A 25,131-nucleotide genomic window follows, 5' to 3' on the forward strand; every position below is an offset into this window, starting at 1 on the left:
TGGACAAGGTGGGCAAGGAAGGCGTCATCACCGTCGAGGAGAGCAACGCCTTCGGCCTGGAGCTCGAGCTCACCGAGGGCATGCGCTTCGACAAGGGGTACATCTCCGGTTACTTCGTGACCGACTCCGAGCGCATGGAGGCCGTCCTCGACGAGCCTTACATCCTCGTGGTGAACTCCAAGATCTCCGCCAACAAGGACCTGCTGCCGCTGCTCGACAAGGTCGTGCAGTCCGGCAAGCCGCTTGTGATCATCGCTGAGGACGTCGAGGGCGAGGCCCTGGCGACCCTGGTGGTCAACAAGATCCGTGGTCTGTTCAAGTCCGTGGCCGTCAAGGCCCCCGGCTTCGGCGACCGCCGCAAGGCCATGCTGGGCGACATCTCCACCCTCACCGGTGGTCAGGTCATCAGCGAGGACGTGGGCCTGAAGCTGGAGACCGCGACCCTCGACCTGCTCGGCCGCGCGCGTCAGGTGATCGTCACCAAGGACGAGACCACCATCGTCGACGGTGCCGGTGACCCCGAGCAGATCTCCGGCCGGGTCAACCAGATCCGCAACGAGATCGAGAACACCGACTCCGACTACGACCGCGAGAAGCTCCAGGAGCGCCTCGCCAAGCTGGCCGGCGGCGTCGCCGTCATCAAGGCCGGCGCGGCGACCGAGGTCGAGCTCAAGGAGCGCAAGCACCGCATCGAGGACGCCGTTCGCAACGCGAAGGCGGCCGTCGAGGAGGGCATCGTCCCCGGCGGCGGCGTCGCGCTGATCCAGGCGGGCGCCAAGGCGTTCGACAAGCTGGAGCTGTTCAACGACGAGGCGACCGGTGCGGCGATCGTCCGCAAGGCTCTTGAGGAGCCGCTGAAGCAGATCGCCGTGAACGCCGGCCTTGAGGGCGGCGTCGTGGTCGAGCGCGTCCGCAACCTCGAGCAGGGTGTCGGCCTCAACGCCGCCACCGGCGAATACGTCAACATGCTCGAGGCGGGCATCATCGACCCCGCCAAGGTCACCCGGTCGGCGCTGCAGAACGCCGCGTCCATCGCGGCCCTGTTCCTCACCACCGAGGCCGTCATCGCCGAGAAGCCGGAGAAGAACCCGGCCGCGCCCGCCATGCCCGGCGGCGGCGACATGGACTTCTGAGTCCGCCAGCATCTGAAAGGGCCATCCCCGGCACCGCCGGGGGTGGCCCTTCGGCGTTGTCTCACCCGCGGGCCGTGAGTGAGCCCGCGAGGGCGTCGAACGCGCGGGACAGCAGTGCGGCGTAGTCCACGGCGACGGCGTCGGGGTGGTCGCCCGCCATGATGCGGCGGGTGGCGGTGAGGTACGCCGTGCGGTACACCGTGACGGTCAGCGCGGCGGTCATCCGGCACCAGGGGTCGTCCGGGGCCGTGCCGGTGGCCTCGGCGAACAGCTCCGTCACCAGCTCCTCCAGTTCCTGCACGCTCTCCCTGACCCTGGCCTGCAGGGCGGGGGAGTCGATGACGACCTGCCAGAACTCACGGAAGTGGCCGACGCCGGCCAGCGGGTGGCGCTCCCCCAGCAGGCGCAGGACCAGCTCTCGTATCGCCGTGAGCGGTGCCGTGCCCTCGGGGCGTTCGCGGACGGCCCGGCTGATCATCTCGACGGCCTCGGGCATCCGGTCGAAGAACAGGTCCTCCTTGCGGGGGAAGTAGTTGAAGACCGTCTTGGTCGAGACGCCGGCGGCCGACGCCACCTCGGCCACCGTGACGGTGTCGAATCCCCTCGTCATGAACAGCCATGTCGCCATGTCGGAGATCGACTTCCTGGTCTGCTGCTTCTTCCGCTCGCGGAGGCCCGGTTCGCTCACGTCATAAATATAGTGGACGAAAACTTATATCTACAGTAAGTTTTTAGTCGCTGTACTTTAGAGAGTGGAGACGGGGATGACGTACGACGTTGACGTGGTGGTGGCCGGGGCGGGGCCGGTGGGACTGATGCTGGCCTGCGAGCTCGCGATCGGCGGGGTCTCGGTCGTGGTGCTGGAGCGCAGGACCGACGTGGACCCCACCATCAAGGCCGGGGCGCTGAACCTCCCGGCCGTGGAGGCCCTCTACCGGCGCGGGCTGCTCCCCGCCCTCACCGAGGCCCAGCGGCAGACCTACGAGCTGTTCGCCACCTTCATGCGCGAACGCGCCGCACAGGCGGGTGCGGGTGGGCCGGAGGGGGCCGCGGGGCCGTCCGCGCCGGGTGCGGGCAGCGGGGGGCCGTCGAAGCCGAAGGCGGGTGGGGCGCCGAAGTTCGCCGGGCATTTCGCGGGGATCATGCTGGACGCGGGGCGGCTGGACCTCACCGATCCCGAGCTCGGCGGGCACGGGCCGGCGGAGCGGGTCACGATGGTCAGCCAGCAGCAGCTGGAGGCCATCCTCGGGGAGCGGGCCGCCGAGCTGGGTGTGGACGTGCGCCGTGGCGTGGAGGTGACCGGGCTGGAGGCGGACGGGGACGGGGTGACCGTGGCGACCACCGCCGGGCCGCTGCGCGGGCGGTGGCTGGCCGGGTGCGACGGCGGGCGGAGCACGGTGCGCAAGCTCGCGGGCTTCGAGTTCCCGGGCACCGGACCGGAGATCACCGCCTACCAGGCGCTGGCCGAGCTGGAGGGCACCGAGGCCCTCGGCGCCGGTTGGCAGGCCACCCCCACCGGCGTCTACGCGCACGGCCCGGTGCCCGGCCGCATCCTCACCGTCGGGTTCGAGGCGCCGCTCGCCGGGCGGGACGACCCCGTCACCCCCGGGGAGCTGCAGGCCGCCGTCCGGCACGTCACCGGGGCAGAGGTGACCGTCACCGGGATCAGGAGCGCCACCCGCTTCACCGACAACGCCCGCCAGGCCACCACATACCGCCGCGGCCGGGTGCTGCTGGCCGGGGACGCCGCCCACGTTCACTCGCCGTTCGGCGGCCAAGGGCTCAACCTCGGCATCGGCGACGCCATGAACCTCGGCTGGAAGCTCGCCGCCACCGTGCGCGGCGAGGCGCCGGACGGGCTCCTCGACACCTACACCGCCGAGCGGCACCCGATCGGCGCCTGGGTGCTGGACTGGACCAGGGCCCAGGTCGCCCTGATGAGGCCGGACCCGCACGCGCGGGCGCTGCGCCGCGTCGTCGAGAACCTCGCGGGGACCGTCTCCGGCACCACGTACCTTGCCAAGCGGATCGCCGGGGTGTGGCAGCGCTACGACATGCCCGGCGACCACCCCCTGACCGGCGCGAGCGCCCCCGACCTGGAGCTGGCCGACGGCTCCCGCCTGGCCGACCACCTGCACGGCGGCCACGCCCTGCTCTTCGACCCGGACGGCGTGCTGCCCGCCGGCGGGTACCGGGACCGGCTGACGGTGCTGCACGCGGTCTGCCCGCAGCGTCCGGAACTGGCCGGCCTGCTCGTCCGCCCGGACGGCTTCGTCGCCTGGGCCGCCGACGCGGGCGCGGTGGACCTGCCGTCACTGCAGAACGCCCTGACCACGTGGCTGGGCGCGCCCGCCACGGTCCCCCGGTGACCGCCGCCGGTTGCGGACGGCCGCGCCCGTCTCGGTCGCCCGTGACCGCCGGCGGTTGTGGACGGCCGCGCTCGTCGTGGTCACCCGTGACCGCCGGGCGGGCTCGGGGCGGGGGCTCTTCGGGCCGTCGCGCGATAACGGTCGGCGCTCGATCGCGTTCTTCTCGCACGGTTCGGGACGCGCGTCGTCATACTGACGGTGCCGATGGTGTCACCCGAACGGGAGGCCGATGATGACACCGGCGACCACACGACGTCTTCTCGCCTGCGGTGCGATCGGGGGGCCGTTCTTCGTCGCCGCGTTCCTCGTCGAGGGGGCCACCCGCGAGGGATACAACCCTCTGCGGCACCCGGTCAGCTCGCTGGCCCTCGGGGACCTCGGCTGGACGCAGACCGCGAACTTCCTCATCACCGGCGCGCTGATGCTGGCCTTCGCCGTCGGGCTGCGGCCGGCGCTGCTGCCCGGCAGGGGCGCCAGGTGGGCGCCCCTGCTCGTGGGGATGTACGCGATCGGGCTGATCGGCGCGGGTGTCTTCGTGACCGACCCGGTGAACGGCTACCCGCCCGGCACCCCCGACAAGGTGACCATGACCACCTCGGGCACCCTGCACGACCTGTTCTCCGCGCCGGTCTTCCTGGCGCTGCCGATCGCCTGCGTCGTCCTGGCCGTGCGGTTCTTCGGCGCGCGGAGCATCGGCTGGGGGGTGTACTCGCTCGTCACCCCGGTGCTCTTCCTCGCGGCCTTCTTCCTGGCGAGCCTCGGCTTCAGCGGCGTCGAGGGGCTGATCGACGCCGGTGGCATGTACCAGCGCATCAGCATCGTCATCGGCTGGGGCTACCTGAGCCTGCTCGCCCTCCACCTGCTCAGATCCGGTGCGGCCGACCGGCAGGCAGGTCAGCCGGTCGGGTAGCCGGGGAGCGGCTTGACCCAGCGGCCGGATTGCGTCTGCAGGTGGTAGCCGAGGGCCGTCCACGCCTGGTGGCCGAGGGCGTTCTCATGGATGACCATGGCGTCGGCCCGGGTGCCGCCGAGCGCGGTGAACCGCTGTTCCGCGGCGGCAAGCAGCGCGCGGGCCACCCCCTGGCGGCGCAGCGTGGGATCGACCGCGAGCCGGTACAGGTGGCAGCGCCACCCGTCCCAGCCCGCGATCAGCGTGCCCACCATGCGGCCGTCCAGTTCGGCGATCATCAGCGCCTCGGGGTCGCGGGCGATCAGCCGCCGGATCCCCTCCGGGGTGTCGTGCCTGTCGGTGTTCTCGGCCGCGTCCTTCCAGAAGCGCAGCACCGCCTCCGCCTCGTCGTCCTTGGCGGGCCGCAGCACGAGAGTCGATTCGCTCATGCCGTAGAACGTAGCAAGATCCCGCAAACGAATTTTTCGCCGTGGGAGGTCAGGCGAGCTGGCCCGGCAGGGGCCGGGTGTGCAGCAGGGTGAGGCTGGTCACCGCGCGGGTGAGCACCACGTAGAGCCGGGCGAGGCCCCGTGGCTCGGCCTCGACGATGTCGGCGGGCTCCAGGGCGATCACGTGGTCGTACTCGAGGCCCTTGGCGAGCGAGGCCGGGATCACGCAGACGCGGCGCGCCGTGGTGGAGTCGGGCGCCAGCACGTCGTGCCCGACGCCGGCGGCGGTGAGGGCGGCCGAGACCGCCGGGACGGAGGCGTCGGCGGTGATCACGCCGACGGAACCCTCCTGCGTCAGCACCCGGCCCACGGTGGCGGCGAGGTCCGCGTGGAGGTCGGTGGCCCGCCGCACGGTCAGCGACCCGGCGCCGGGGCGCAGCGAGCGGGGGGCGGCGAGGTCCGGGGCGACGGACGGCAGCAGGCGGGCGGCGAAGTCGAGCACCTCGCGCGGCACCCGGAAGCCGAGGGTCAGCTCGGTGACCACGCCCTCGGCGACGCCGAGGTGGGTGAGGACGTCGGTCCAGGAGCGCGCGGACCACGGGGTGGTGCCCTGCGCGAGGTCGCCGAGGACGGTGGCCGAGCCGGTGCGGCACCGGCGGCCGAGGGCGCGCAGCTGCATCGCCGAGAGGTCCTGCGCCTCGTCCACCACGATGTGGCCGAGGGTGGGGGTGCGCTCGATCAGGTCGGCCAGCTCGTCCAGCAGCGCGGCGTCGGCGGCGGACCACTTGGCGGACTTCCACGAGCGGGGCGGCTTGCGCCACAGCAGCGCCTCCCGCTCCTCGGGCGTCAGGTCGCCCTTGGCGGCGGCGGCGAGGAACGCGTCGTCCGACAGCAGGCGGAACAACACCTGCGGCGGGGTGACCTTCGGCCAGACGTGGTCCATGAGCCGCTTGACCGGCGCGGACCTGGCGACCGCGTCCTGCACCCGGTCGTCGGGGGACTCGCCGCGCTGTTCCATGCGTACCAGCACGGTGTGCGCGAGGCGCTGGGCGAGCGCGGCGCGGCCGGGGCCGTACCGGGTGGTGCCGCGCAGCGAGGCGACGATCTCGCGCACCTCGTGGTCGGCGACCCGGAAGCGGCTGGCGCCCCGGACGATCAGCAGCCCCTCCTCGGGCTTGCTGATGTGCATCCACAGCGCGCGGCGCAGCACGGGCGCCATCCGGGCGTCGCCCTTGATCGCGGAGACGGAGGGGTCCTCGGGCGCCGCGTGGTCGCCGAGGATGCCGGCGACGGTGGTCTGGTCGACCTTCACCTCGCCGAGGGCGGGCAGCACCGAGGAGATGTACGACAGGAACGCGCCGTTCGGGCCGACGATCATGACGCCGGACCTGGCGAGCTTCTCGCGGTGGGTGAACAGCAGGTACGCGGCGCGGTGCAGGCCGACGGCGGTCTTGCCGGTGCCGGGGGCGCCCTGCACGCACACCGTGCGGGTGAGGTCGGCACGGACGATCTCGTCCTGGTCGGGCTGGATGGTGGCGACGATGTCGCGCATGGGGCCGGTGCGGGGCCGCTCGATCTCTTCGGTGAGGATCTTCGACTCGGTGAGCGGCGCGCCCTCCGAGAGCGGCTCGTCCTCGTACGCGGTCAGTTCCCCGCCGCGGAACCCGAACCGCCTGCGCAGCCGCACCCCCATCGAGTCGGCGGGCCTGGCCTGGTAGAACGCCCGGGAGATCGGCGCCCGCCAGTCGATCACCAGGGGACGGCTGTGGTCGTCGTGCACGTGGCGGCGCCCGACGTGGATGGTGACCGGCAGGTCGTCGTCGGCGGAACGGTCGAGGCGGCCGAAGAACAGCGGGGTGTCGGGGTGGTCGGCGAGCGCGGCCACCCGCTGGTCGAGCAGGCTCTGCAGGATCTGCTGGGAGACCCAGTCGCCCGCGGCGTCGGAGGAGAGGGACTGCGCGTGCTCCCGCATCGCCTGGAGAGCGGCCCGGGAGGCGGCCAGGTGGGCGCGTTCGCCGGCGAGTACGGCGGACGGGTCGTCGTCTGAGGTTCCGTCGGATATGTCGGGGGCCAGTCGTTGTCCCGGCATGCTGAAGCGCTCCTTGGGGGACGGGGTGGGTTCGGCTGAGGCGGCGAACCCACAAGCCTACGCGTCCCGTGTTCAGCGGGCGAACGGATTACCCGGCGGGGCACCTCAGGCCGAGCGATCTAGTGCTTATCCGGCGTTTGCCCCCTCTTGGCTTTTGGGTACGCCGTGGGGGTGACGACGCGCACCGAGAAGATGACGGTCTCGCCGGTCATCCCCGCCATGGCCAACCTGCTGCTCGGCGGGCTGTGGACGCTCTCGGTCTTCGCCGGTTGGGGACTGGCGGCGTTCTGCGGCCGGAACGAGACGCCGGAGTCGTGCGTGGACCGGATGATCCTGGTCTCCACGCTGTCCGGGCTGTTCGCTTTCATCGCGGCGATCTGCACGGCGGTAGGGCTGCTGCCGCCACTAATGCGTAGATATCCAGAAAAGTCGCTGGTGTTGGTCGCCGTCGCGACGGCTTCTTGGCTATTGGCGTTGGGTGTGCTTTACGTGGGCGGGCTAGTCGGTCGGTGATCTCACCGACACGGTGCGTTAGTATATACCAAAATCCCCAAAAAGCGGGACAAACCTTGTGATTTGGTTAGATCATGGGGTATGTCGCAGTTGGCGTGCGTGGCAGCCAATACGCGAGGGGGTGACGGGGTTGAACAGGGCCGATGGTATTTCCTGGACCTGAATACCCGCCTATCCGGGTGAATCCCTGGGCGGGGGCCGGTGGAGCCGGAGACGTGCCGCCCGGCGAGTCATTCGCTGGCGAGCACGTCGTCCGCGTCGATGATTTCGTACGCATAGCCCTGTTCGGCCAGGAAGCGCTGCCGGTGCGCCGCGAAATCCTGGTCAATGGTGTCGCGGCTGACCACGGAGTAAAAGCGCGCCCCTCCGCCGTCCGCCTTGGGCCGCAGCACCCTGCCGAGCCGCTGCGCCTCTTCCTGCCGTGAGCCGAACGTGCCCGACACCTGGATCGCCACCGAGGCCTCCGGCAGGTCGATGGAGAAGTTGGCGACCTTGGACACGACCAGTACCTGGATCTCCTTGTCGCGGAACGCCTGGTACAGCCGCTCCCGCTCCTTGATCCGCGTCTCGCCCTTGATCACCGGCGCGTTGAGGTGGTCGGCGAGCTCGTCGAGCTGGTCGATGTACTGCCCGATCACCAGCACCTGGTCGCCCGCGTGCCGCCGCACCAGAGCCTCGGTGACCCGGGTCTTGGACGGCGTGGTGGCGCAGAAGCGGTACCGCTCCTCGGCGTCGGCCATGGCGTACGCCAGCCGCTCGTCGTCGGTCAGCGTCACCCGCACCTCGACGCAGTCGGCGGGCGCGATCCAGCCCTGGTTCTCCATCTCCTTCCACGGCGCGTCGTACCGCTTGGGGCCGATCAGGGAGAACACGTCGCCCTCGCGGCCGTCCTCGCGGACCAGCGTCGCGGTGAGACCCACCCGGCGCCTGGCCTGAAGGTCGGCGGTCATCCGGAAGATCGGCGCGGGGAGCAGGTGGACCTCGTCGTAGATGACCAGGCCCCAGTCGCGGGCGTCGAACAGCTCCAGGTGCCGGTAGGTGCCCTGCCGCTTGGTGGTCATCACCTGGTAGGTGGCGATGGTGACCGGGCGGATCTCCTTCTTGCTGCCGGTGTACTCGCCGATCTCGTCCTCGGTGAGGGAGGTGCGCTTGAGCAGCTCCTGCTTCCACTGGTGCGCCGACACGGTGTTGGTGACCAGGATGAGGGTGGTGGCCTGCGCGTGGGCCATCGCCGCCGCGCCCACGATGGTCTTGCCGGCGCCGCAGGGCAGCACGACCACGCCCGAGCCGCCGTGCCAGAACGCGTCGGCGGCCTCCCGCTGGTACGGGCGCAGGGTCCAGGTGCCCTCGGCGAGCTCGATGGAGTGGTACTCGCCGTCGACGTACCCCGCGAGGTCCTCGGCCGGCCAGCCCAGCTTCAGCAGCGCCTGCTTGATGTTGCCGCGCTCGCTCGGGTGCACGGCCACGGCGTCCTCGCCGACCCGCTCGCCGAGCATCGGCTGGATCTTCTTGGACCGCAGGACCTCGGCGAGCACCGCACGGTCGGTGCTGGTGAGGATCAGCCCGTAGAGGTCGGTCTTCTCCAGCCGCAGCCTGCCGTACCGCGACATCGTCTCGGCCACGTCCACCAGCAGCGCGTGCGGCACCGGATACCGGCTGTAGCTGATCAGCGCGTCCACGACCTGCTCGGCGTCGTGCCCCGCCGCCCGCGCGTTCCACAGCGCCAGCGGGGTCACCCGGTAGGTGTGGACGTGCTCAGGCGCCCGCTCGAGCTCCGCGAACGGCGCGATCGCCTTGCGGCACTCGTCGGCCCTCTCGTGCTCGACCTCCAGCAACAAGGTCTTGTCGGATTGGACGATCAGCGGCCCGTCAGACACGTCTCTCACTACTCCCGGCTTCCCCGTCGACCGCGAACCGGCCTACCCCGCCTATCCAACAAGAGAAGGCGCCGGATCAGTCCCGCTTTCCCGCGCCTTGACTAGTCGAAGTAGCCGTTCACCCCGAGGGCGATGATCAGGCCGATACCCACCACGAGAAGTGTGACGTTGATGGCGATGGCGATCCAGCACCACTTCAGCAGGGAGCGGGCGCGCTGGGGTTCGGTGTCGGCCTTGCCGAGGGCGATGCCGGAGAGGATGGCGCCGGCGATGCCGCCCAGGGAGACGTAGCAGCTGAGCGCGAGGATGATGCTGATGACCAGCGCGACGATGGCGTGCGTGCGGGGGCCCTGGTTGCCGTACTGCGGGGGCGGGCCGTACGGCTGCTGGTAGGGGGTGTAGCCGGGCTGGGCGTACTGCTGCTGGCCGTACTGGTCGTACTGGTCGTACCCGCCCTGGTCGTAGGGCTGGCCGTGTCCGCCCTGGTCGTAGGGCTGGCCGTAGCCACCCTGGTCAGGGGGCTGGCCGTAGCCGCCTTGGTCCTGGGGCTGGCCGTAGCCACCCCCGTAGCCGCCCTGGCCGTAGCCGCCTTGGCCGTGGTCGGGCTGGTGGGGGTCGGGCTGGCCGTACCCGCCCTGGCCGTGCTGGTACTGCTGCGGCCGGCCGTACGGGTCCTGGGGGCCGTACTGGCCGCCGTACGGGTCCTGCGGGGTCTGGGGGGGCCAGCCGTGGGGCTCCGGGGTGCCGCTGCTCACGATTTTCTCATTTCCTGGCTGATCTGAGCGGATCTACAAATACCACGCCGCCCCGCCGTGTGCGGAGGGGAACACGAGAGGTGACTTCAGCTCACGTCCGCGACGCCGGTGATGCGATGCAGTGCGAAGCGGTGAACGGCGGCCCTGGTCTCGTCGTAGGCGGTGAGGTAGCCGCCCTCCATCCGCGCGGGCTCGAGGATGCGGCTGGTCGCCTGCCCCTGGGCGTCGAGATAGCCGATCCACACCCGCGCCCCCTGCCTGATCGCGTCCTGGAGCGCGGCGATCGTGCTCGACGACGGCGAGCGCGGCACCTGCCCGTCCGGCTCGGGCACGGGCCGCCGCCGGGCCCGGTGCGCCTCGTCCCCCGCCCGGATGGCGCGCACGGCCGCCGCCACCACGTCGGTGTCGGGCCCCAGCGCGCCGGGCGCGGGCCGCGCGGCGGGGGGCCGCTCGGTGCGGCGTGCGTCGGCCCGGGTCACCAGCACGTCGCCCTCGGACGACTCGGCCACCGGGGCGTACCCGAGGGCGCGCAGTGTGTCCACGACGGCGGCCCGGGAGTTGCGCGAGGCCACCACGGTCGGCGCCAGGCGCCGCAGCCGCAGCGGCGCCGCCCGCCGGTCGGCCATCACCTCGTCCAGCACCGCGGGGTCGTCGCACCGCACGTACGCGCTGGCGGTGCCCACCCTGATGCGCCCGTGCCGCCTGGCGACGTCGGTCACCAGGTACCGCAGGGGCTGCGGGACCGGGGTGGTGGAGTGTTTCTCCAGCATGGACAGCAGGTCGTCCGCACTCGACCCGGCGTCCAGCGCCCGCCGGATCGACGCCTCGGCGAAGCGGTACACGGTCGCGCCGCCCTTGGACTCGATGTTGGCGGCCAGCGACAGCCACCGCCCGAGATCGCTGGTCAGCGGGCCGGGCGCGACGGCTGTCAGATCGGCCTGCAACACCACGTGGTCCACGGGCTCGGGCAACAGCGGGGCCAGCGTGGTCGCCGCGTCGCCGGGCGGGCGGGACAGCAGGGCGCGCCCGAAGGACGACAGCACGCCGAGGCCGGTGACGCCGAGCTGCTCGGCCTCGCGCAGGGTGAAGGCGACGAGCTGGTCGCGGTAGGTGGCGCGGCGACGGGGCTGCTCGAACGCCAGCCGCTCGCGGACCGACTCCGCCGCCGGGGCCAGGCCGGGCGGGGCCGAGGCGAGCACGCGCAGGGTGCGCAGCCGCACCTCGGCGGCCACGGGGCGCCGCAGCTCGGGGTGCAGGACGTTCAACAGGCGCTCGCGGTCGTCCCGCTCGCCGACCAGGCCGGGGACGCGCTCGCTGGTCAGCCAGGAGGACGCCAGCACCTCCCAGCGGTCCTCGGTGGCCCGCACCCGCCAGGCGTCGTAGGCGGTCGTCGGGGTCCACTCGCCGTCCGCGGGGCCGCTGGAGGCGATCAGGCCCGCCGTGTGCGCCACCTCGATGACCAGGGCGGCCGTCCACTCCGGCAGGTCGAGCAGCTGCGCGGTCCGCTTCAGGTCGCGCACCGCGAGGCCGCCCGTGCGCAGCACGCCCGGCGGCTCGACGCTCCAGTCCTCGCACAGCTCCTCCACCGTGCGGGTGAACATGAACGCCTGACCGGCCGCCGTGCGGTCGGCGAGCAGCCGGTCGCGGTCGGTCCCGGTCAGCGGCGGCGCCGACGGGCTCAGGTCGCGGTGCACCCGGCCGCCGCGCAGCACCAGGCCCACCTCGCGGGGCAGGGCCACGCTCTCGTCGCCGGTGGCGCCGAGCAGCCCGCGGGCCAGCAGCTGTTCGATGGGGGACTGGGCGGTGGCGAGGGAGACCTCCCTGCGGGCGTTGGGCAGCCGTCCGGTGGGCGGCCCCCAGGCCAGCTCCTCCAGGGCGGCCCGCGCCTGCGGCCCGACGTCGGCCAGCAGCCGCTCGACGACCCCGCCCTCGGCCAGCGCCCCCGCCAGCCGCTCCACCACGCCTTCCCCGGGGCCTGTGTCCTGCGCCGTCTTGGTGGTGCTGCCCGCGGGGGTGCCGTGGACGGCGTCGATCAGCTCGGTGAGGCGTTCCGGCGGGTGGTGGCGGAAGACGTCGGCGGCGGGCGGGCCGAGGCCCGCCGGGGTGTCGGAGACGTCGCGGACGCCGGGGGCCGGGCGCAGGGACTCGTCGGAGCCGTAGACCAGGGCGGCGGCCTGGAGCGCGTCCACGGTGCGGCGCAGCGCCTCGTCCAGGTGCGAGGCCTGGCCGGGCGGCACCGAGCGGGCGACGGCGGCGCGCAGCTCGGCGTACGGGAGGCCGGGGGCGTCGTCCTCGGTGAGCACGACGAGGGTCTCGATGACGGCGAGCGTGAAGCGGTCGAGGCGGTCGAGGGCGCGGCTGGTGGCCGAGGGGCCCGCCGCCCGGATGGCCAGGCCGTCGAGGTGGGCGGGCACCGGGGTGATCAGCTCGGGACGGGCCGACACCAGGGCCCGCAGCCGGTCGTCGGACAGGCCGCGCAGCCACTCAGCGAACTCGGTGTTCACCACGCTCCACCGAACCCCCTGTCAGCCGTCGCCGCGTGCCCATCGCACACCGTGGGATTCCCTCCATCGTAGGAGGCGGGGGCGGGTGGCATGCCGCCGGTTGGATCAATACCCCGTTAACCCTGCAATACGTGACATCTTCCCAAGTTGGTGATCTTCCGGCATTACCTCGTAAACCCTGCCATTTATCCGAAGGGATGCGTGGCGCCACCGGCTGGGGCAGTATGGCGAGAGTGATCGAGCGCGCCGACCAGCTCGTCCTGGAGTACGTCAGCAAGGTGGCCGACGCCGCCCACGGCGTGCTCCGCGCAGACCAGCGCCTGGACTTCGTCGACCGGCTGCGCGACCGCATCGAGCAGGAACGGCGCGGCAGTGAGGACCCCGCCACCGTCCGCAAGGTCATCGGCAGGTTCGGCGACCCGGCCGTCCTCCTGCGCCGCGAGATCGAACGCCTCACCGCCGCCGGCGAGCCTCTTGGCGCCTCCCGTGGCCTGTCCGGCCTCCGAGCCGGTGGAACACCCGGCCGAGGCCTCACGGACGGGCACGGCGCCGTCCCGGCCCCCGGCACGGCGGGGCCGGCGACCGGTGCGGGTGGACCTGGGACCGGCGCGGGCCGATCCGTGGGCGGTGCGGGTGGACCTGCGACCGGTACAGGCGGACCCGCGGCCGGTGCGGCTGGACCTGCGACCGGTGTAGGCGGATCTGCGGCCGGTGTGGCCGGATCCGCGACCGGTGCGACCGGTGCGGCCGGATCCGCGACTGGTACGGCCGGTTCTGCGAGCGCCGCGGCCGGGTCCGCAGCCGGTGCGGGAGGATCCGCGGCCGGTGCGGCGGGGGCGGTGACCTCGGATGACTTCGGTGACGCCGCGACCCAGGTGCTGCCCGTGGTGGACGGTGGGGACGACGGGCCGCCCACGGTCGTGCAGGCGCCCGTCGAGAGTGGGCCCGTGGCCGCAGGACCCGCGGCGTCCGGAGCTGCCGCGCCCGCCGGGACGCGGGGGCCGGCCCGGGTGCCGGGGCGGGGAGCGGGTGCCGGGCGAGTGGGACAGGGACGTGGGCCGGGGAACGCGCGGCGGCCGTTACCGCCTCCGGCGCCGCGGGTGCCGAGGGGCATGTCGCGGGGGCCCGCCGGGCCGCCGGTTCCGCTGGGGGACCGGCTGCGCCGGGTCACCGGGCCCGGAGGCCGGCCGGTGGCCGCCGACGGGCGGGACGTGGCGACGGTGCTGCGCAACGAGCGGCGGGAGACGGCCGGGATGGCCCTGCTGCTCCTGGCCGCGCTGCTGATTCCGTTCCCGCTGCCGTACCTCGCGATCTTCCCGGTCCCGTTGCTGTGCTGGGCGGTCGCGGCCCTGACCGTGCTGGCCTGTCACGGGTGGGTCTTCAGGGACCGGATGATCGGGCTGGGCGCGCCGATCGCGGCCTACGTGATCGGCGGGGTCGTGCTCGGCGCCGTCAGGGCTCCCGAGGAGCCGGGCACCGCGTTCCAGGCGTTCATCGCGTCGTTCTGGCACGTCAGCGGGCTGATGTTCATGCTCGGCGGCGCGGCCGGGGTGGGCTGGCTCGGGTACCGGCTGCTCAACCCCCCACCTCCGCCACCCCGGCGGCAGCCACTCGGGCCGGCGCGCTGAGCAGGCCGAGGGACAGCCGCACCCACGAGGTCACGAACCTGTCGGGATCGGCGTGGCCGGGCAGGTCGTCGACGGTGTCCTGGAACAGGCGGTAGTGGACGACCGCGCCGCCGAGCACCGCCCCGATGGCCGGCCAGTCGACGTCGGCCTCGGCGTACTCGGGCTGGGCGCGGAACCACGCGGTGATCGCGTCGAACATGGGCTGGAGCAGTCCCTCGCGGACGACGGCGACCAGCTCGGGGAACTGGCTGAGGTCCCGGAAGAAGACCCGGGTGAGCTGGCCCTCCTCCCGCACCTTGGCCAGGCCCGCCCGGCAGATGCACGCGAGCCGCTCCTCCAGCGGGACGGGCGTGCCGGTCGCGCTCGCCTCGGCCAGCGCCTCGGCGATGTGCGTGCGGGTGCGCGCGGCGTGCTCGCCGACCGCCGTGGCCAGGACCTCGTACTTGGAGCGGAAGTGCCGGTAGAGCCCGCCCGCCCCCGGGGAGAGCCCGGCGGCGGCCTCGATCTCGGCGACCGATGTCGCCGCGTACCCCCGCTCGGCGAACAGTCGCAGGGACTCACCGACGATGCGCTCGCGCGTCGATCTGGTCATGTCGCTCCACACCTCCTCGGCCGGTGGGCGCCCCGAGAATAAGTGACCCCTTTCTTTCCGTCCTTCAGGTTCCCACACCGGGCCTCCGGTGCGCGCGGCCCGCGTGCGTTTGGCATCCTGCAATGGTGTGCTCGGTGGGGTTCGATCTCGATTTGACGCTGGCGGACACCCGCGCGGGAATCGCGGCGGTGTACGACGAGGTGGCGTCGCGCCTCGGCGTGCGCATCGACAGCGCCGAGGTGATCAGCCGGCTCGGGCCGCCGCTGGAGCAGGAGCTGGCCCGCTGGCTGCCCGAGCCTGCCATCCCGGAGGCCGCCGCCCTGTACCGCTCCCTCTACGGGGAGATCGCGGTCCCCCGGACCACGACGATGCCGGGCGCGGCCGAGGCGCTCGCCGAGGTGCGCCGTCACGGCGGCCGGGTCATCGTGGTGACCGGAAAGAACGAGGTCGCCGCCTGGGAAACCATCCATTTCCTGGGACTGGAAGTGGATGAAGTGGCGGGTTCGGTGTTCGGCGCGGCGAAAGGGCTCGCTATCGCGCAATTCGGGGCCGCCGCCTATGTAGGGGACCACGTGGCCGATATCGCCGCCGCGCGTGCGGGGGGCGCACTCAGCGTCGCGGTGACCACGGGGGGCTACCAGCGGGAGGCGATGGACGCGCACGGAGCCGATGTGATCCTGCGCGATCTGACAGAATTCGCCTCGTGGTTCTCGGCCTGGTGCGTCCCGGAAATCGGGGCCGTTTCGACGGTCATCCCGCGTCCCGGGTGGGCATAACCTACATCCATTACCATTCATGACAGTCTGAACGAGGTCACCCCTGTGCCTACTGGCAAGGTCAAGTGGTACGACGCTGACAAGGGCTTCGGATTCCTCACCCGCGACGACGGCGGTGAGGTGTTCGTGCACTCCTCAGCGCTTCCCAAGGGCGTCGAGGCGCTCAAGCCCGGTCAGAAGGTCGAGTTCGGTGTCGCCGAGGGCCGCCGAGGCCAGCAGGCGTTGTCGGTCCGCGTGCTGGAGCAGCCCCCGACGCTCGCCAAGACCGTGAAACCCAAGGGCAAGCGCAAGAAGCCCGACGAACTCGTCGTCATCGTCGAAGACCTGATCAAACTGCTGGACGACGTCTCCGACTCCTACCAGCGAGGCAAGCACCCGGACGCCGCGCACGCCAAAAAGATCGCCAGCGTGCTGAGGGCCGTCGCGGACGACATCGACGCCTGATCCACCCGCCCACCGGAAACGGCGCGGGTCGATCAGGCGTACGGGTTGGTCAAGGGCTTGGTTGTTCCTGGGCGCGGATGCCCGCCCTCCGCTCCCGGCCGGTCACCTTCCGTCGCGCCGTGCGGATCCGGCACGCCCGGCGGGCCGTCACCCGGGCCCGGGTCGAAAGGCTCGGGACCGAACGGCCCCGGGTCGAACGGTTCCGGATCGAAGGGCCCTGGGTCGAACGGTTCCGGGTCCGGCGGGGGCCCGGGGGTTCCGGTCTCCTCCCGTCCCTCCGCCAGCACGGGGACGGGGGTGGCGCGCAGTCGTTCCTTCCTGGCGCGCAGCCGCCTGCGGCGGGCGTTGACCAGCGCGGTGAGCGCGACCACCATCGCGGCGGCGATCACGGCGAGGCCGATCGGCCCGGCGGAGCGACCCGACAGCAGCGACAGCAGCAGCCCGGCCAGCCCGCCGACCACCCAGGCGATCTGCAGCAGCGCCTCCACCACGCCGAACGTCGAGGAGCGGACCTCCTCGCCGATCTCCCGCTGCACGATGGCGTCCAGGGCCAGCTTGCCGACCTCCTGGGTGAACCCGGCGACCGCGGCGACCGTGACCGCGGGCCACAGCGAGAAGAAGAGCGCGCCAGCGACGGCGGTGGCCGTGGCCAGGCCGAGTGCGATCAGCACGATCACCTGGGGGGAGTGGCCGCGCACCCAGGAGGCGACCACCGCGCCGAGCAGTCCACCGGCGCCCGCCCCCGCCGCGAGGATGGCGATCAGCACCTGCTCGGACAGACCGCTCTCCCCCAGATGTCCCTCCTGGACGAGGAACAGCAGGAAGAAAATCAAAAAACCGGACAGCACGCGGATCGCGGCGTTCGCCCTCATCGCCTCGGTGACCACCGGGCCCAGGGTGAACAGGGTGCGCCAGCGCCGCCTCCTCCGCGGCCCGCCGGCCCCTGCCTCGCCCGCCTCGCCGTCCTCGCCGTCGAGGTCGAGATCGGGCGCGTCGACGTGCCTAGGCAGCCGCATGGCCGACACCCCGGCCGCCAGGAAGAGGACCATGGTGCCGCGCAGCACCCACTCGCCGCCGATCCAGGCCGCCAGCCCCACGCCCGCCGCGGCCGTCACACCCGCCGACACCAGCGAGAACAGCGCCACCCTGGCGTTCGCCGTCACCAGGCCGATGTCGGCGGGCAGCACGCTCGGCATGGTCGCGGCGCGCGACACGTTGTAGGCCTTGGAGAGCACCAGCACCGCGAGCGCGGCGGGGAACAGCGTGAGCCCGTCGGCGGGACCGATGGCCGCCGCCATCGCCCAGCACAGCAGGCCCCGCGCGAACAGCGTGCCCGCCATCACGTAGCGGCGCCCGGAGCGGAAGCGGTCCAGGACCGGCCCGACGAACGGCGCCACCACGGTGAACGGCACCATCGTGATCAACAGGTACAGCGCCACCTGGCCGCGCGCCTGGTCCACCGGGAGCCCGAACAGCAGCGTGCCCGCCAGCGAGACCGTGATCAGCGCGTCCCCGGCGCTCTGCGCGGCGGTGAGCTCGATCAGCCGCCCGAGCCCGGTGCGGCCCGCGCCCTGCGCGTAGGTCAGCCTGCGAGTGGCGTGGCCGACGCCACGCCCGGCGCGGGCCATGCCCTTGGCCGTGACCCGGCCCGCCGACGCCGTCCGGGTCGCCGCCGTGCGGCTCGCGCGCAGCGTGCCGCGCCCGGCGCCCGCCATGGCACGGCCGGCCCGGCGCGCCCGCTCCCAGGCACCCGCCATCACGCCCGCGTGAGCGGCTCGCCGTCACCCCGGCCCCGGCCCACGCTCCCTCCCTTCGCGCTCGATTTCCGTGTCGTTGATCTCCCTGGTCCGGTCTGCCGCTTCGGTTTACAGTCTTACCCGACCGATAGGCGTGATGTCCGCTCGTGACATGGGTGAGAATTGACAGTGTGAGTCGCACTCGTTCCTTCGCCGTCGACCAGGCCTGTGCCGACGCAGCCGACCTCGCCCGTGCCGCGGCCGAGCAGATCGCCCGTCCCGGCGAGGTGGGCGAGCACCTCGGCTTCGCCGGTGAGGCCGAACGGGTCGTCACCCACTATTTCGCGTGCCTCGACCGCGCGTACCACGGCTGGCGCTGGGCCATCACCGTGGCCCGCGCCTCCCGCGCCCGCAACGTGACGGTGAGCGAGACGGTGCTGCTGCCCGGCACCGGCGCGCTGATGCCGCCGGCGTGGGTGCCGTGGAGCGAGCGGCTGCGGCCGGGCGACCTCGGCGTCGGCGACCTGCTGCCCACCTCCGACGACGACGACCGGCTCGCCCCGGGGTTCACCCAGGTCGACGACGACCCCGACCACCAGATGCTCTTCGAGTACGGCCTCGGCCGGGCCCGGGTGCTGTCGGCGATCGGCCGTGACCGCGCGGTGGACCGCTGGCACGCCGGGGACTCCGGCCCGCACACCCCGATCGCGCACGCCGCCCCGGCCCAGTGCTCCACCTGCGGCTTCTACTGGCCGCTCGCCGGGTCGCTGCGCCTCGGCTTCGGGGTCTGCGCCAACGAGTACGCCCCGGACGACGGCAAGGTGGTGGCCGCCGACCACGGCTGCGGCGCGCACTCCGAGGCGGCGGTGGTGCAGGTCGGCGCCGAGCAGGCGACGCCCATCCTCGACGATCTCGGCTACGACCTGATGGACGACGGCGCACCGGCCCCTGGCTCCGTGCCCGAGGAGGACGCCGAGCCTTTCGGCCACTCCTGACCTCCGGCGGCGCGCCGTCCCGTCGTCCCGCGGCCCTCGCGGGACGACCGGCCCCCCATCCCCGGACACGGCGACGGGCGCCCGCCTCCATGACCTTTTGGGACGTGACTGGTGACTGACATCTTTGGCACCGAACATCTGCGCACGACCGTCCTCGCCGCCTGGACGGCCTCGCCCGCGAGGTTCCGCGAGGACGCCAACGCCGAAGAGGACTTCGCGCTCGGCGGGTACCGCGACCGCCTGATCGTCGAGCTGGCGCAGAACGCCGCCGACGCCGCGCTGCGCGCCGGGGTGCCGGGACGGCTCCGGCTGAGCTTGACGGGCGGCGTGCTCACCGCCGCCAACACCGGGGCCCCGCTGGACGCCACCGGCGTCGAGGGCCTTTCCACGCTCCGCGTGTCCGGCAAGCGGGACGAACAGGGCGCGGTCGGGCGGTTCGGCGTGGGCTTCGCGGCCGTCGTGTCGGTCTGCGACGAGCCGCTGATCTGTTCCCGGGCCACCGGGGCGGTCCGCTGGTCCCGGGCCGAGACCACCGCGCTGGTCGGCAAGCGGCCCGAGCTGACCGGCGAGCTGGCCGAGCGCGACGGCCACGTGCCGCTGCTGCGCCTGCCGTTCGAGACCGAGCCCGTCGCCGTCCCGGACGGCTTCGACACCGTCGTGCGGCTGCCGCTGCGCGACGAGGCCGTTGAGCGGGCCGTGCGCCAGATGCTGGACGCGACCGGGCCCGCGCTGCCGCTGGCCATGCCCGCCCTCTCGCTGATCGAGATCGAGGTCGAGGGCGAGCTGCGCGCCGTCACCGCCGAAGGCTGGCGGGTGGTGGAGGAGTCGGGGACGTTCACCGCCGATCAGGTGGCCGAGCTGTACGCCGACCGTCCCACCGAGGAGCGGGCCCGGCCGAGCTGGCTGGTCCGCTGGGCCGTGCCCGCGGGCCTCGGGCGCCTGCCCGGGGACGTCGCCCCTGTGGTGCACGCTCCCACGCCGAGCGACGAGCCGCTGGACCTCCCCGCGCTGCTCATCGCCACGTTCCCGCTGACCACCGACCGCCGGCACGTCGCCACCGGCCCGCTGACCACGTTCCTGGTCGCGCGGGCCGCCGAGGCCTACCTGCGGCTGCTCGGCACGCTGCCGAAGACGCCCGCCCTGCTCGATCTCGTGCCCGGCCTGATGGGCAAGGGCGAGCTTGACGCCGCGATCCGCCGCGCCATCCTCCGCCTCCTGCCCGCCACGCCGCTCCTGCCCGCCCTCTCGCCGCCCGCCGACGCGGAGGCCGCGCCCGCTCCCGCCGAGGACGGCCCGGCGTACGTGGTGGCCGGACGGGAGGCGTCCGCCGTGGCGGGGACCGCCGAGTTCCTGGACCGGATCTCGCACGCGGTGCCCGGCCTGCTGCCCGCAGGGTGGGCCTCGCGGCATCCCGCGCTCACCACCCTCGGCGTCAGGCGGGTCGAGCTCGCCGACGTGATCGACATGTTGTCCGGGGACGCGGTCGACGACGCCTCGCCCGCCTGGTGGCACCAGGTGTACGACGTGATCCCGGCCGACGACCGGGAGGCCCTCGGCGCGCTGCCCGTCCCGCTGGCCGACGGGCGCCTCGTGCGCGGCCCGCGCGGCACGCTGGTGCTCACCGACGGCTCGTCGCTGGACGCCGCGCTGCTCGGGCCGCTCGGGCTGCGCGTCGTGCATCCCGAGGCGGCCCATCCGCTGCTGCTGCGGCTCGGCGCCGCCGAGGCGACCCCGCGCAGCGTGCTGGAGGACCCTCTCACCCGGGCCACCGTGTCGGAGTCGCTGGACAGCTCCGATCCCGAGCCGGTCGCGCAGGCCGTGCTCGCCCTGGTCGACGCCGCAGGGCTCACCGCGGGGGAGGCGCCGTGGTTGTCGGCGCTGGCGCTGCGCGGCGCCGACGGCGAGCTGTACCCCGCCGGGGAGCTGCTGCTCGGCGGCGGGTCGCTGGCCGGGCTGATCGACCAGGACGTGCCGTTCGGCGTGGCCGCGCCCGACCTGGTCGAGCGGTACGGCAGCCGCGTGCTGGAGGCGGCGGGCGTCCTGGACGGCTTCGCCGTGGTCAACGACAACGACGTCCTGCTCGACCCCGACGAGTGCGACCACGACCTCGACGGCGAGGACGACTGGCTGGACGCGGTGCTGGACGTGCTGCCCGAGGCCTCGGTGCCGCCGGTGGCCCGGGAGTTCACCGCCGTGCGGGACCTCGAGTACGTCGCCGACTGGTCGTCCGCGCTGACCCTGCTGACCCGGCCGCCGCTGCGCGCCGCGCTCCAGCCGCTGCGCGCCCTGGTCGACGGCGAGGTGGCCGAGGCCCCGTCTTACACCGCGTGGTGGTTGTCCCGCCACCCCGTGCTGGACGGCCGCCGCCCCACGTCGCTGCGGGTGCCGGACGGCGACCCGCTGCTCTACGGCCTTTACGGCGACGCGCCCGCCGGGCTGGACGCCACCGCGCTGTCCATGATCGGGGTGCGCACCACGCTCGCCGACCTGCTGGCCGGGCACGGCGGGCCCGACGAGCTGCTCGACCTGCTGGCGGACCCGTCCTTGGAGGTCGACCGGCCCCAGCTGCGGTCGTTGTGGATCGCGCTGGCCGCCGTCGAGCCGTCCCGGGTGGCGCCGCCCACCGCCGTGCGGGCCGTGCTGGGCGGGCAGATCGTCGTCGCCGACGCCGAGGACGGGCACCCGGTCGGCGGCAACGGCGGCCCGGTGCCCGAGGGCCTCACCGCCACCGGCGGGCCGGTCGTCGTGGAGGCGCCCGACCTGCTGCCCGTGGTGGCCACCCGGCCGCTCGTGCTGGCGCCGTCCGAGCTGGCCGAGGCGCTGTCGGAGCTGCTGGACCTGCCGGTGGCCGGTGAGGAGACGCCGGGCGAGGTGACCTCGACCGGTCAGGAGCGGCCGGTGCCGCCGCAGGTCCGGTCCCTGCTGCCGTCGGCCCCCGCGTCCTTCGTCGAGCACTCCGGGCTGACCGTCGACGGGGTGCCGGTGTCGTGGCGGTTCTTCGAGGGCGCCGTGCACGCGGGCACCGTCGAGGGCCTGGCCCGGGGGCTCGCCTGGGCCACCGGGCAGTGGGGCGACCGCCTCGCCGTGGCCGCGCTGCTGCGCGACCCGGACGCCGTCCCCGTCCTGCTGGCGGAGTCCGACCTGGACTCCTGAGCCCTGCGGTCAGGGCTGGTCGCGGTGGCCGCTCAGGCGGGCCGGCCCGCCGCTGTCCTCGTGCTGCCGCCGCGGCGGTTCCCCGGTCCCGTCGCCGTCCCCCGGGGGCGTCGTGCGGGACTCGGGTCCCTCGTGGCCTTCGAGTCCCTCGCGGCGGTCCCGGCGGCGGACGTGCCAGACGCCGAAGAGGCCGAGCCCGATTCCAGCCACGCAGGTCCAGATCCACCACTGGCGGTCCGGACCGGGCTGCACGATCAACAGCACGATCAGGGCGACCGCCCACAGGCCGGTGCCCGCGAGGATGGTCGCCGCGTCGTTGGTCTTCAACGGCGCGAGGTCCGGGGGGCGCGGCTCGTTCACGCATCCACCCTAGGCGAGAACCCCTGGCGTGGTGCTCGGCGGGTCGTACCAGCTCGCCGCCTGATCCTGCCCCGCCGGGGGCTCCGTGGGCCTCGCAGGCTCCGAACCGCGTACAAGTTGGTCTCGATCGGACCACGGGGGCGAACTAGGTCTTCCCGCCGCTCAACCCCACCTGTCACTCTGCCCGCGTGAGCGAGATTACCTCCCCCTCTTCGCACCCCACGGGCCTTATGGGGTGGATTGACCGCTTTTTCGGGATCTCTGAGCGTCAGTCGACGATGAGCCGTGAGATCCGTGGCGGTCTGGCCACCTTCTTCACGATGGCGTACATCGTCGTCCTCAACCCGCTGATCCTCGGCGGAGCCAAGGACGCGGACGGCCAGTTCCTCGGCGACGGGAGCATGGCGAACTACGGCATGATCGCCGCCGCCACCGCCCTGGTCGCCGGAGTGCTGACCATACTGATGGGTGTCGTCGGCCGGGTGCCCTTCGCCCTCGCCGCCGGCCTCGGCCTGAACGCGTTCGTCGCCTTCGGCATCGCTCCCCTGATGTCGTGGGAGGACGCGATGGGCCTGATCGTGCTGGAAGGCATCGTGATCACGGTGCTGGTGCTGACCGGGTTCCGCACCGCGGTGTTCCACGCGATCCCGATGCAGCTCAAGACCGCGATCAGCGTGGGCATCGGCCTGTTCATCGCCCTGATCGGCTTCGTCGACTCCGGTTTCGTGCGCAAGGCCGCCGGCACGCCGCTGGAACTCGGCATCGGCGGGTCGCTGACCAGCTGGCCCATCTTCGTGTTCGTCGTGGGCCTGCTGGTCACGGCGGTGCTGGTCGCCCGCAGGGTCAAGGGCGCCATCCTGATCGGCATCGTCGGCACGACGATCCTGGCCATCGTCGTCGAGGCCATCGCGCAGGTGGGCCCGTCCCTGGGCGGCAAGAACCCTCTCGGCTGGAACCTGGTCGTCCCCGCCTTCCCCGAGCGGATCGTCGGCGCCCCCGATCTCAGCCTGATCGGTCAGTTCAGCCTGTTCGGCTCGTTCGGCAAGATCAGCATCGTCCTGGCCGTCCTGCTGGTCTTCACCCTGCTGATCACCGACTTCTTCGACACCATGGGCACCGTGGTGGGCGTAGGTGGCCAGGCGGGCCTGGTCAACGCCGACGGCACCCTCCCCCGCACCCGCGAGATCCTCCTGATCGACTCGGTGGCCGCCGCCGCCGGCGGTGCCGCCTCGACGTCCTCCAACACCACCTACATCGAATCGGCCGCCGGCGTGGGCGAGGGAGCCCGCACAGGCTTCGCCAGCATCATCACCGGCATCCTGTTCCTGTTGGCCGTCTTCCTCTCCCCCCTGGTGGACATCGTCCCCTACGAGGCCGCCGCCCCCGCCCTGGTGATCGTCGGCTTCCTGATGATGACCGCCATCCGCGACATCGACTTCACCGACTACGAGATAGCCATCCCCGCCTTCCTGACCATCGTCCTGATGCCCTTCACCTACAGCATCAGCAACGGCATCGGCGCCGGCTTCATCTCCTACGTCCTCATCAAGGCCATCAAGGGCAAGTCCCGAGAAGTCCACCCCCTCCTCTGGCTCGTCACCGCTCTCTTCGTCGTCTACTTCGCCATAGGCCCCATCAAGATCCTCTTCGGCCTGAACTGATCCCCTCGGCCGTTCCGGGACAAAACCCTCCCGGAACGGCCCCCTCGCCCATTCAGACAGCGTCCACCCGCTGAAATGGTCCTCGCTCCGCTCGGGCTGTATTTTTCCTTCAAAGCCGCCGGGAAGAGCCGAACGGTATACTGAGCGGTATGACTGTCACGACGATCAAGGTGCCCAAGAGCACACGTGATCGGCTGCATCGGCTGGCGGCCGCCGATGGGCTGACGCTCGCTCAGGAGATCGAGAAGCTGATTGATCAGCGCGTACCTCGTCCGAAGCCGTCTGTCGGGGGGTTTCGTAGCTCGCGTCCGCTGACCTCTGAGGAGATCGACGCCGAGCTCGCGGGCGGTTTCGGAACTTGAAGGCCGTCGTCGTCGACACCAGTGCGATTCTCGCGATCTTCGACGAGGCTTATGACGAGCACGCGTCGATCGCGGATCTGCTGTCTGGGACCACTGAGCGGTTGATCGTCTCTCCGCTGATCGTCGCGGAGGCGGACTACATGCTGTGGAGCAGGCTCGGTGTGGCTGCCGCTCGCAGGTTCGCCGAGGATATCGTCAGCGAGGCGTACGAGCTGGCCGAGTGGACAGCCGATGATCATGCCGCCGCGCTTGCGGTGACCGGCCAGTACCAGGACGTCAAGGACTACATCGGTGTCGCTGATGCTTCGAACGTGGTCCTTGCCGATCGTTACCGTACGACCCGCCTATTGACCCTGGACCAGCGGCACTTCCGCAGGTTGCGGCCGTTGTGGGGGGCGGACCATTTCGTGCTGCTGCCCTACGATTCCTGATCTTGCTCGGTGGCTTGATGCGAGGGGTGAGCTGAAGGCCTCATTGTTCTCTTATGCGTGGAGATGTGAGGTGCCCGGACTGTGGGGCGGGGTTAGGCGGCGACGGGGTTTCGGTGTCGGAGGCTGTTGTTCGGTGTCCGGAGTGTGCGTTGCCGTTGTGGGGGCCGGTGGCGGTGGAGTTGTGGCGGGTGGACGAGGCGCTCGCGGGGGTGCGGACGCGGGAGGCGCGGCTGCTGGGGCGTAGGGATGAGTTGCTGGGCATTCTGCGGGACGAGCGGGAGCGGCCGGAGGCGGGGGTGGGGCCGGGGGCCGGGGGGACGGCGGGGGCGCGTCCGGGGGCGTCGGCTGGTCCGTATCCGGTGGGGGCGGGACCTTATCCGGTGGTGGGAGAGGCGGGGCGGGAGGTTTCCGCGGG

Annotated in this window: 23 protein-coding genes; 13 read left to right on the forward strand and 10 right to left on the reverse strand. The window is 72.5% G+C overall.

Annotated elements, in window-relative coordinates; translation table 11 throughout:
- On the forward strand, positions 1-1,133 hold a 1,133-nt coding region (gene groEL, locus ACFP1K_RS37570; RefSeq protein WP_380762587.1), incomplete at its 5' end, for a chaperonin GroEL.
- A 61-nt stretch (positions 1,134-1,194) separates the two neighbouring features.
- On the opposite strand, the gene ACFP1K_RS37575 is transcribed toward groEL, so the two are convergent.
- Positions 1,195-1,821 (reverse strand): TetR/AcrR family transcriptional regulator, encoded by a 627-nt coding sequence (locus ACFP1K_RS37575; RefSeq protein WP_380762590.1) that lies wholly within the window; start codon positions 1,819-1,821, stop codon positions 1,195-1,197.
- Positions 1,822-1,897: 76 nt separating this feature from the next.
- On the opposite strand from ACFP1K_RS37575, the gene ACFP1K_RS37580 reads away from it, so the two are divergent.
- On the forward strand, positions 1,898-3,502 hold the full coding sequence (locus ACFP1K_RS37580; RefSeq protein ID WP_380762592.1) for an FAD-dependent monooxygenase: 1,605 nt from the start codon (positions 1,898-1,900) through the stop codon (positions 3,500-3,502).
- A 229-nt stretch (positions 3,503-3,731) separates the two neighbouring features.
- On the forward strand, positions 3,732-4,412 hold the full coding sequence (locus ACFP1K_RS37585) for a DUF998 domain-containing protein (protein ID WP_380762595.1): 681 nt from the start codon (positions 3,732-3,734) through the stop codon (positions 4,410-4,412).
- Here the strand turns inward: ACFP1K_RS37585 and ACFP1K_RS37590 are convergent.
- On the reverse strand, positions 4,397-4,840 hold the full coding sequence (locus ACFP1K_RS37590) for a GNAT family N-acetyltransferase (RefSeq protein ID WP_380762597.1): 444 nt from the start codon (positions 4,838-4,840) through the stop codon (positions 4,397-4,399). The genes ACFP1K_RS37585 and ACFP1K_RS37590 overlap by 16 nt on opposite strands.
- 49 nt (positions 4,841-4,889) lie before the next feature.
- Positions 4,890-6,929, reverse strand: a complete 2,040-nt coding sequence (locus tag ACFP1K_RS37595) for a HelD family protein (RefSeq protein ID WP_380762600.1) — start codon at positions 6,927-6,929, stop codon at positions 4,890-4,892.
- Between the two features lie 171 nt (positions 6,930-7,100).
- Here ACFP1K_RS37595 and ACFP1K_RS37600 point away from each other — a divergent pair, with 171 nt between their 5' ends.
- Entirely contained in the window at positions 7,101-7,442 is a 342-nt protein-coding gene (locus ACFP1K_RS37600) for a hypothetical protein (protein ID WP_380762602.1), read from the forward strand.
- Positions 7,443-7,672: 230 nt separating this feature from the next.
- Here ACFP1K_RS37600 and ACFP1K_RS37605 read toward each other — a convergent pair whose 3' ends face one another.
- From ACFP1K_RS37605 to ACFP1K_RS37620, 4 genes are all read right to left on the reverse strand, one after another.
- Positions 7,673-9,319: a DNA repair helicase XPB gene (locus ACFP1K_RS37605; RefSeq protein ID WP_380762604.1), complete on the reverse strand. Its 1,647-nt coding sequence runs from the start codon at positions 9,317-9,319 to the stop codon at positions 7,673-7,675.
- A gap of 101 nt (positions 9,320-9,420) precedes the next feature.
- The gene (locus ACFP1K_RS37610; protein WP_380762607.1) at positions 9,421-10,074 is read right to left on the reverse strand and encodes an MgtC/SapB family protein; all 654 of its coding nucleotides are present in this window, start codon (positions 10,072-10,074) and stop codon (positions 9,421-9,423) included.
- A gap of 86 nt (positions 10,075-10,160) precedes the next feature.
- Entirely contained in the window at positions 10,161-12,578 is a 2,418-nt protein-coding gene (locus ACFP1K_RS37615) for a helicase-associated domain-containing protein (protein WP_380762609.1), read from the reverse strand.
- A gap of 185 nt (positions 12,579-12,763) precedes the next feature.
- Complete coding sequence (locus ACFP1K_RS37620; protein WP_380762611.1) at positions 12,764-13,123, reverse strand: hypothetical protein; 360 nt, start codon at positions 13,121-13,123, stop codon at positions 12,764-12,766.
- Positions 13,124-13,690: 567 nt separating this feature from the next.
- On the opposite strand from ACFP1K_RS37620, the gene ACFP1K_RS37625 reads away from it, so the two are divergent.
- The gene (locus ACFP1K_RS37625; protein WP_380762614.1) at positions 13,691-14,206 is read left to right on the forward strand and encodes a hypothetical protein; all 516 of its coding nucleotides are present in this window, start codon (positions 13,691-13,693) and stop codon (positions 14,204-14,206) included.
- Here the strand turns inward: ACFP1K_RS37625 and ACFP1K_RS37630 are convergent.
- Positions 14,154-14,798, reverse strand: a complete 645-nt coding sequence (locus tag ACFP1K_RS37630; protein WP_380762617.1) for a TetR/AcrR family transcriptional regulator — start codon at positions 14,796-14,798, stop codon at positions 14,154-14,156. The two genes, ACFP1K_RS37625 and ACFP1K_RS37630, sit on opposite strands and share 53 nt — an antisense overlap.
- 134 nt (positions 14,799-14,932) lie before the next feature.
- On the opposite strand from ACFP1K_RS37630, the gene ACFP1K_RS37635 reads away from it, so the two are divergent.
- Positions 14,933-15,574, forward strand: coding sequence for an HAD family hydrolase (locus ACFP1K_RS37635; RefSeq protein ID WP_380762619.1), 642 nt, complete (start codon positions 14,933-14,935; stop codon positions 15,572-15,574).
- A 45-nt stretch (positions 15,575-15,619) separates the two neighbouring features.
- Positions 15,620-16,018, forward strand: coding sequence for a cold-shock protein (locus ACFP1K_RS37640; RefSeq protein WP_380762624.1), 399 nt, complete (start codon positions 15,620-15,622; stop codon positions 16,016-16,018).
- Between the two features lie 32 nt (positions 16,019-16,050).
- Here the strand turns inward: ACFP1K_RS37640 and ACFP1K_RS37645 are convergent, their stop codons facing one another.
- A complete protein-coding gene (locus ACFP1K_RS37645) occupies positions 16,051-17,775 on the reverse strand; it encodes an MFS transporter (protein ID WP_380762626.1) in 1,725 nt (574 codons plus the stop codon).
- Positions 17,776-17,945: 170 nt separating this feature from the next.
- On the opposite strand from ACFP1K_RS37645, the gene ACFP1K_RS37650 reads away from it, so the two are divergent.
- Together ACFP1K_RS37650 and ACFP1K_RS37655 are read left to right on the forward strand one after the other, a co-directional pair.
- Entirely contained in the window at positions 17,946-18,749 is an 804-nt protein-coding gene (locus ACFP1K_RS37650; RefSeq protein ID WP_380762628.1) for a DUF3027 domain-containing protein, read from the forward strand.
- Positions 18,750-18,860: 111 nt separating this feature from the next.
- On the forward strand, positions 18,861-21,902 hold the full coding sequence (locus ACFP1K_RS37655) for a sacsin N-terminal ATP-binding-like domain-containing protein (protein WP_380762631.1): 3,042 nt from the start codon (positions 18,861-18,863) through the stop codon (positions 21,900-21,902).
- 9 nt (positions 21,903-21,911) lie between these two features.
- On the opposite strand, the gene ACFP1K_RS37660 is transcribed toward ACFP1K_RS37655, so the two are convergent.
- Positions 21,912-22,262 (reverse strand): DUF2530 domain-containing protein, encoded by a 351-nt coding sequence (locus ACFP1K_RS37660; RefSeq protein ID WP_380762633.1) that lies wholly within the window; start codon positions 22,260-22,262, stop codon positions 21,912-21,914.
- A 230-nt stretch (positions 22,263-22,492) separates the two neighbouring features.
- Here ACFP1K_RS37660 and ACFP1K_RS37665 point away from each other — a divergent pair, with 230 nt between their 5' ends.
- The 4 genes from ACFP1K_RS37665 to ACFP1K_RS37680 all read left to right on the forward strand — a co-directional run.
- Entirely contained in the window at positions 22,493-23,923 is a 1,431-nt protein-coding gene (locus ACFP1K_RS37665) for an NCS2 family permease (protein WP_449329174.1), read from the forward strand.
- A gap of 149 nt (positions 23,924-24,072) precedes the next feature.
- Positions 24,073-24,285, forward strand: coding sequence for a hypothetical protein (locus ACFP1K_RS37670; protein WP_380762638.1), 213 nt, complete (start codon positions 24,073-24,075; stop codon positions 24,283-24,285).
- The gene (locus tag ACFP1K_RS37675; protein WP_380762641.1) at positions 24,282-24,716 is read left to right on the forward strand and encodes a PIN domain-containing protein; all 435 of its coding nucleotides are present in this window, start codon (positions 24,282-24,284) and stop codon (positions 24,714-24,716) included. The genes ACFP1K_RS37670 and ACFP1K_RS37675 overlap by 4 nt, the downstream gene beginning before the upstream one ends.
- A gap of 149 nt (positions 24,717-24,865) precedes the next feature.
- Positions 24,866-25,131 (forward strand): hypothetical protein (locus ACFP1K_RS37680; RefSeq protein WP_380762644.1); only part of this gene is annotated, 266 nt, incomplete at its 3' end.

This window comes from Sphaerisporangium aureirubrum (assembly GCF_042658925.1).
In the GTDB taxonomy this organism is placed as follows: Bacteria; Actinomycetota; Actinomycetes; order Streptosporangiales; family Streptosporangiaceae; genus Sphaerisporangium; species Sphaerisporangium aureirubrum.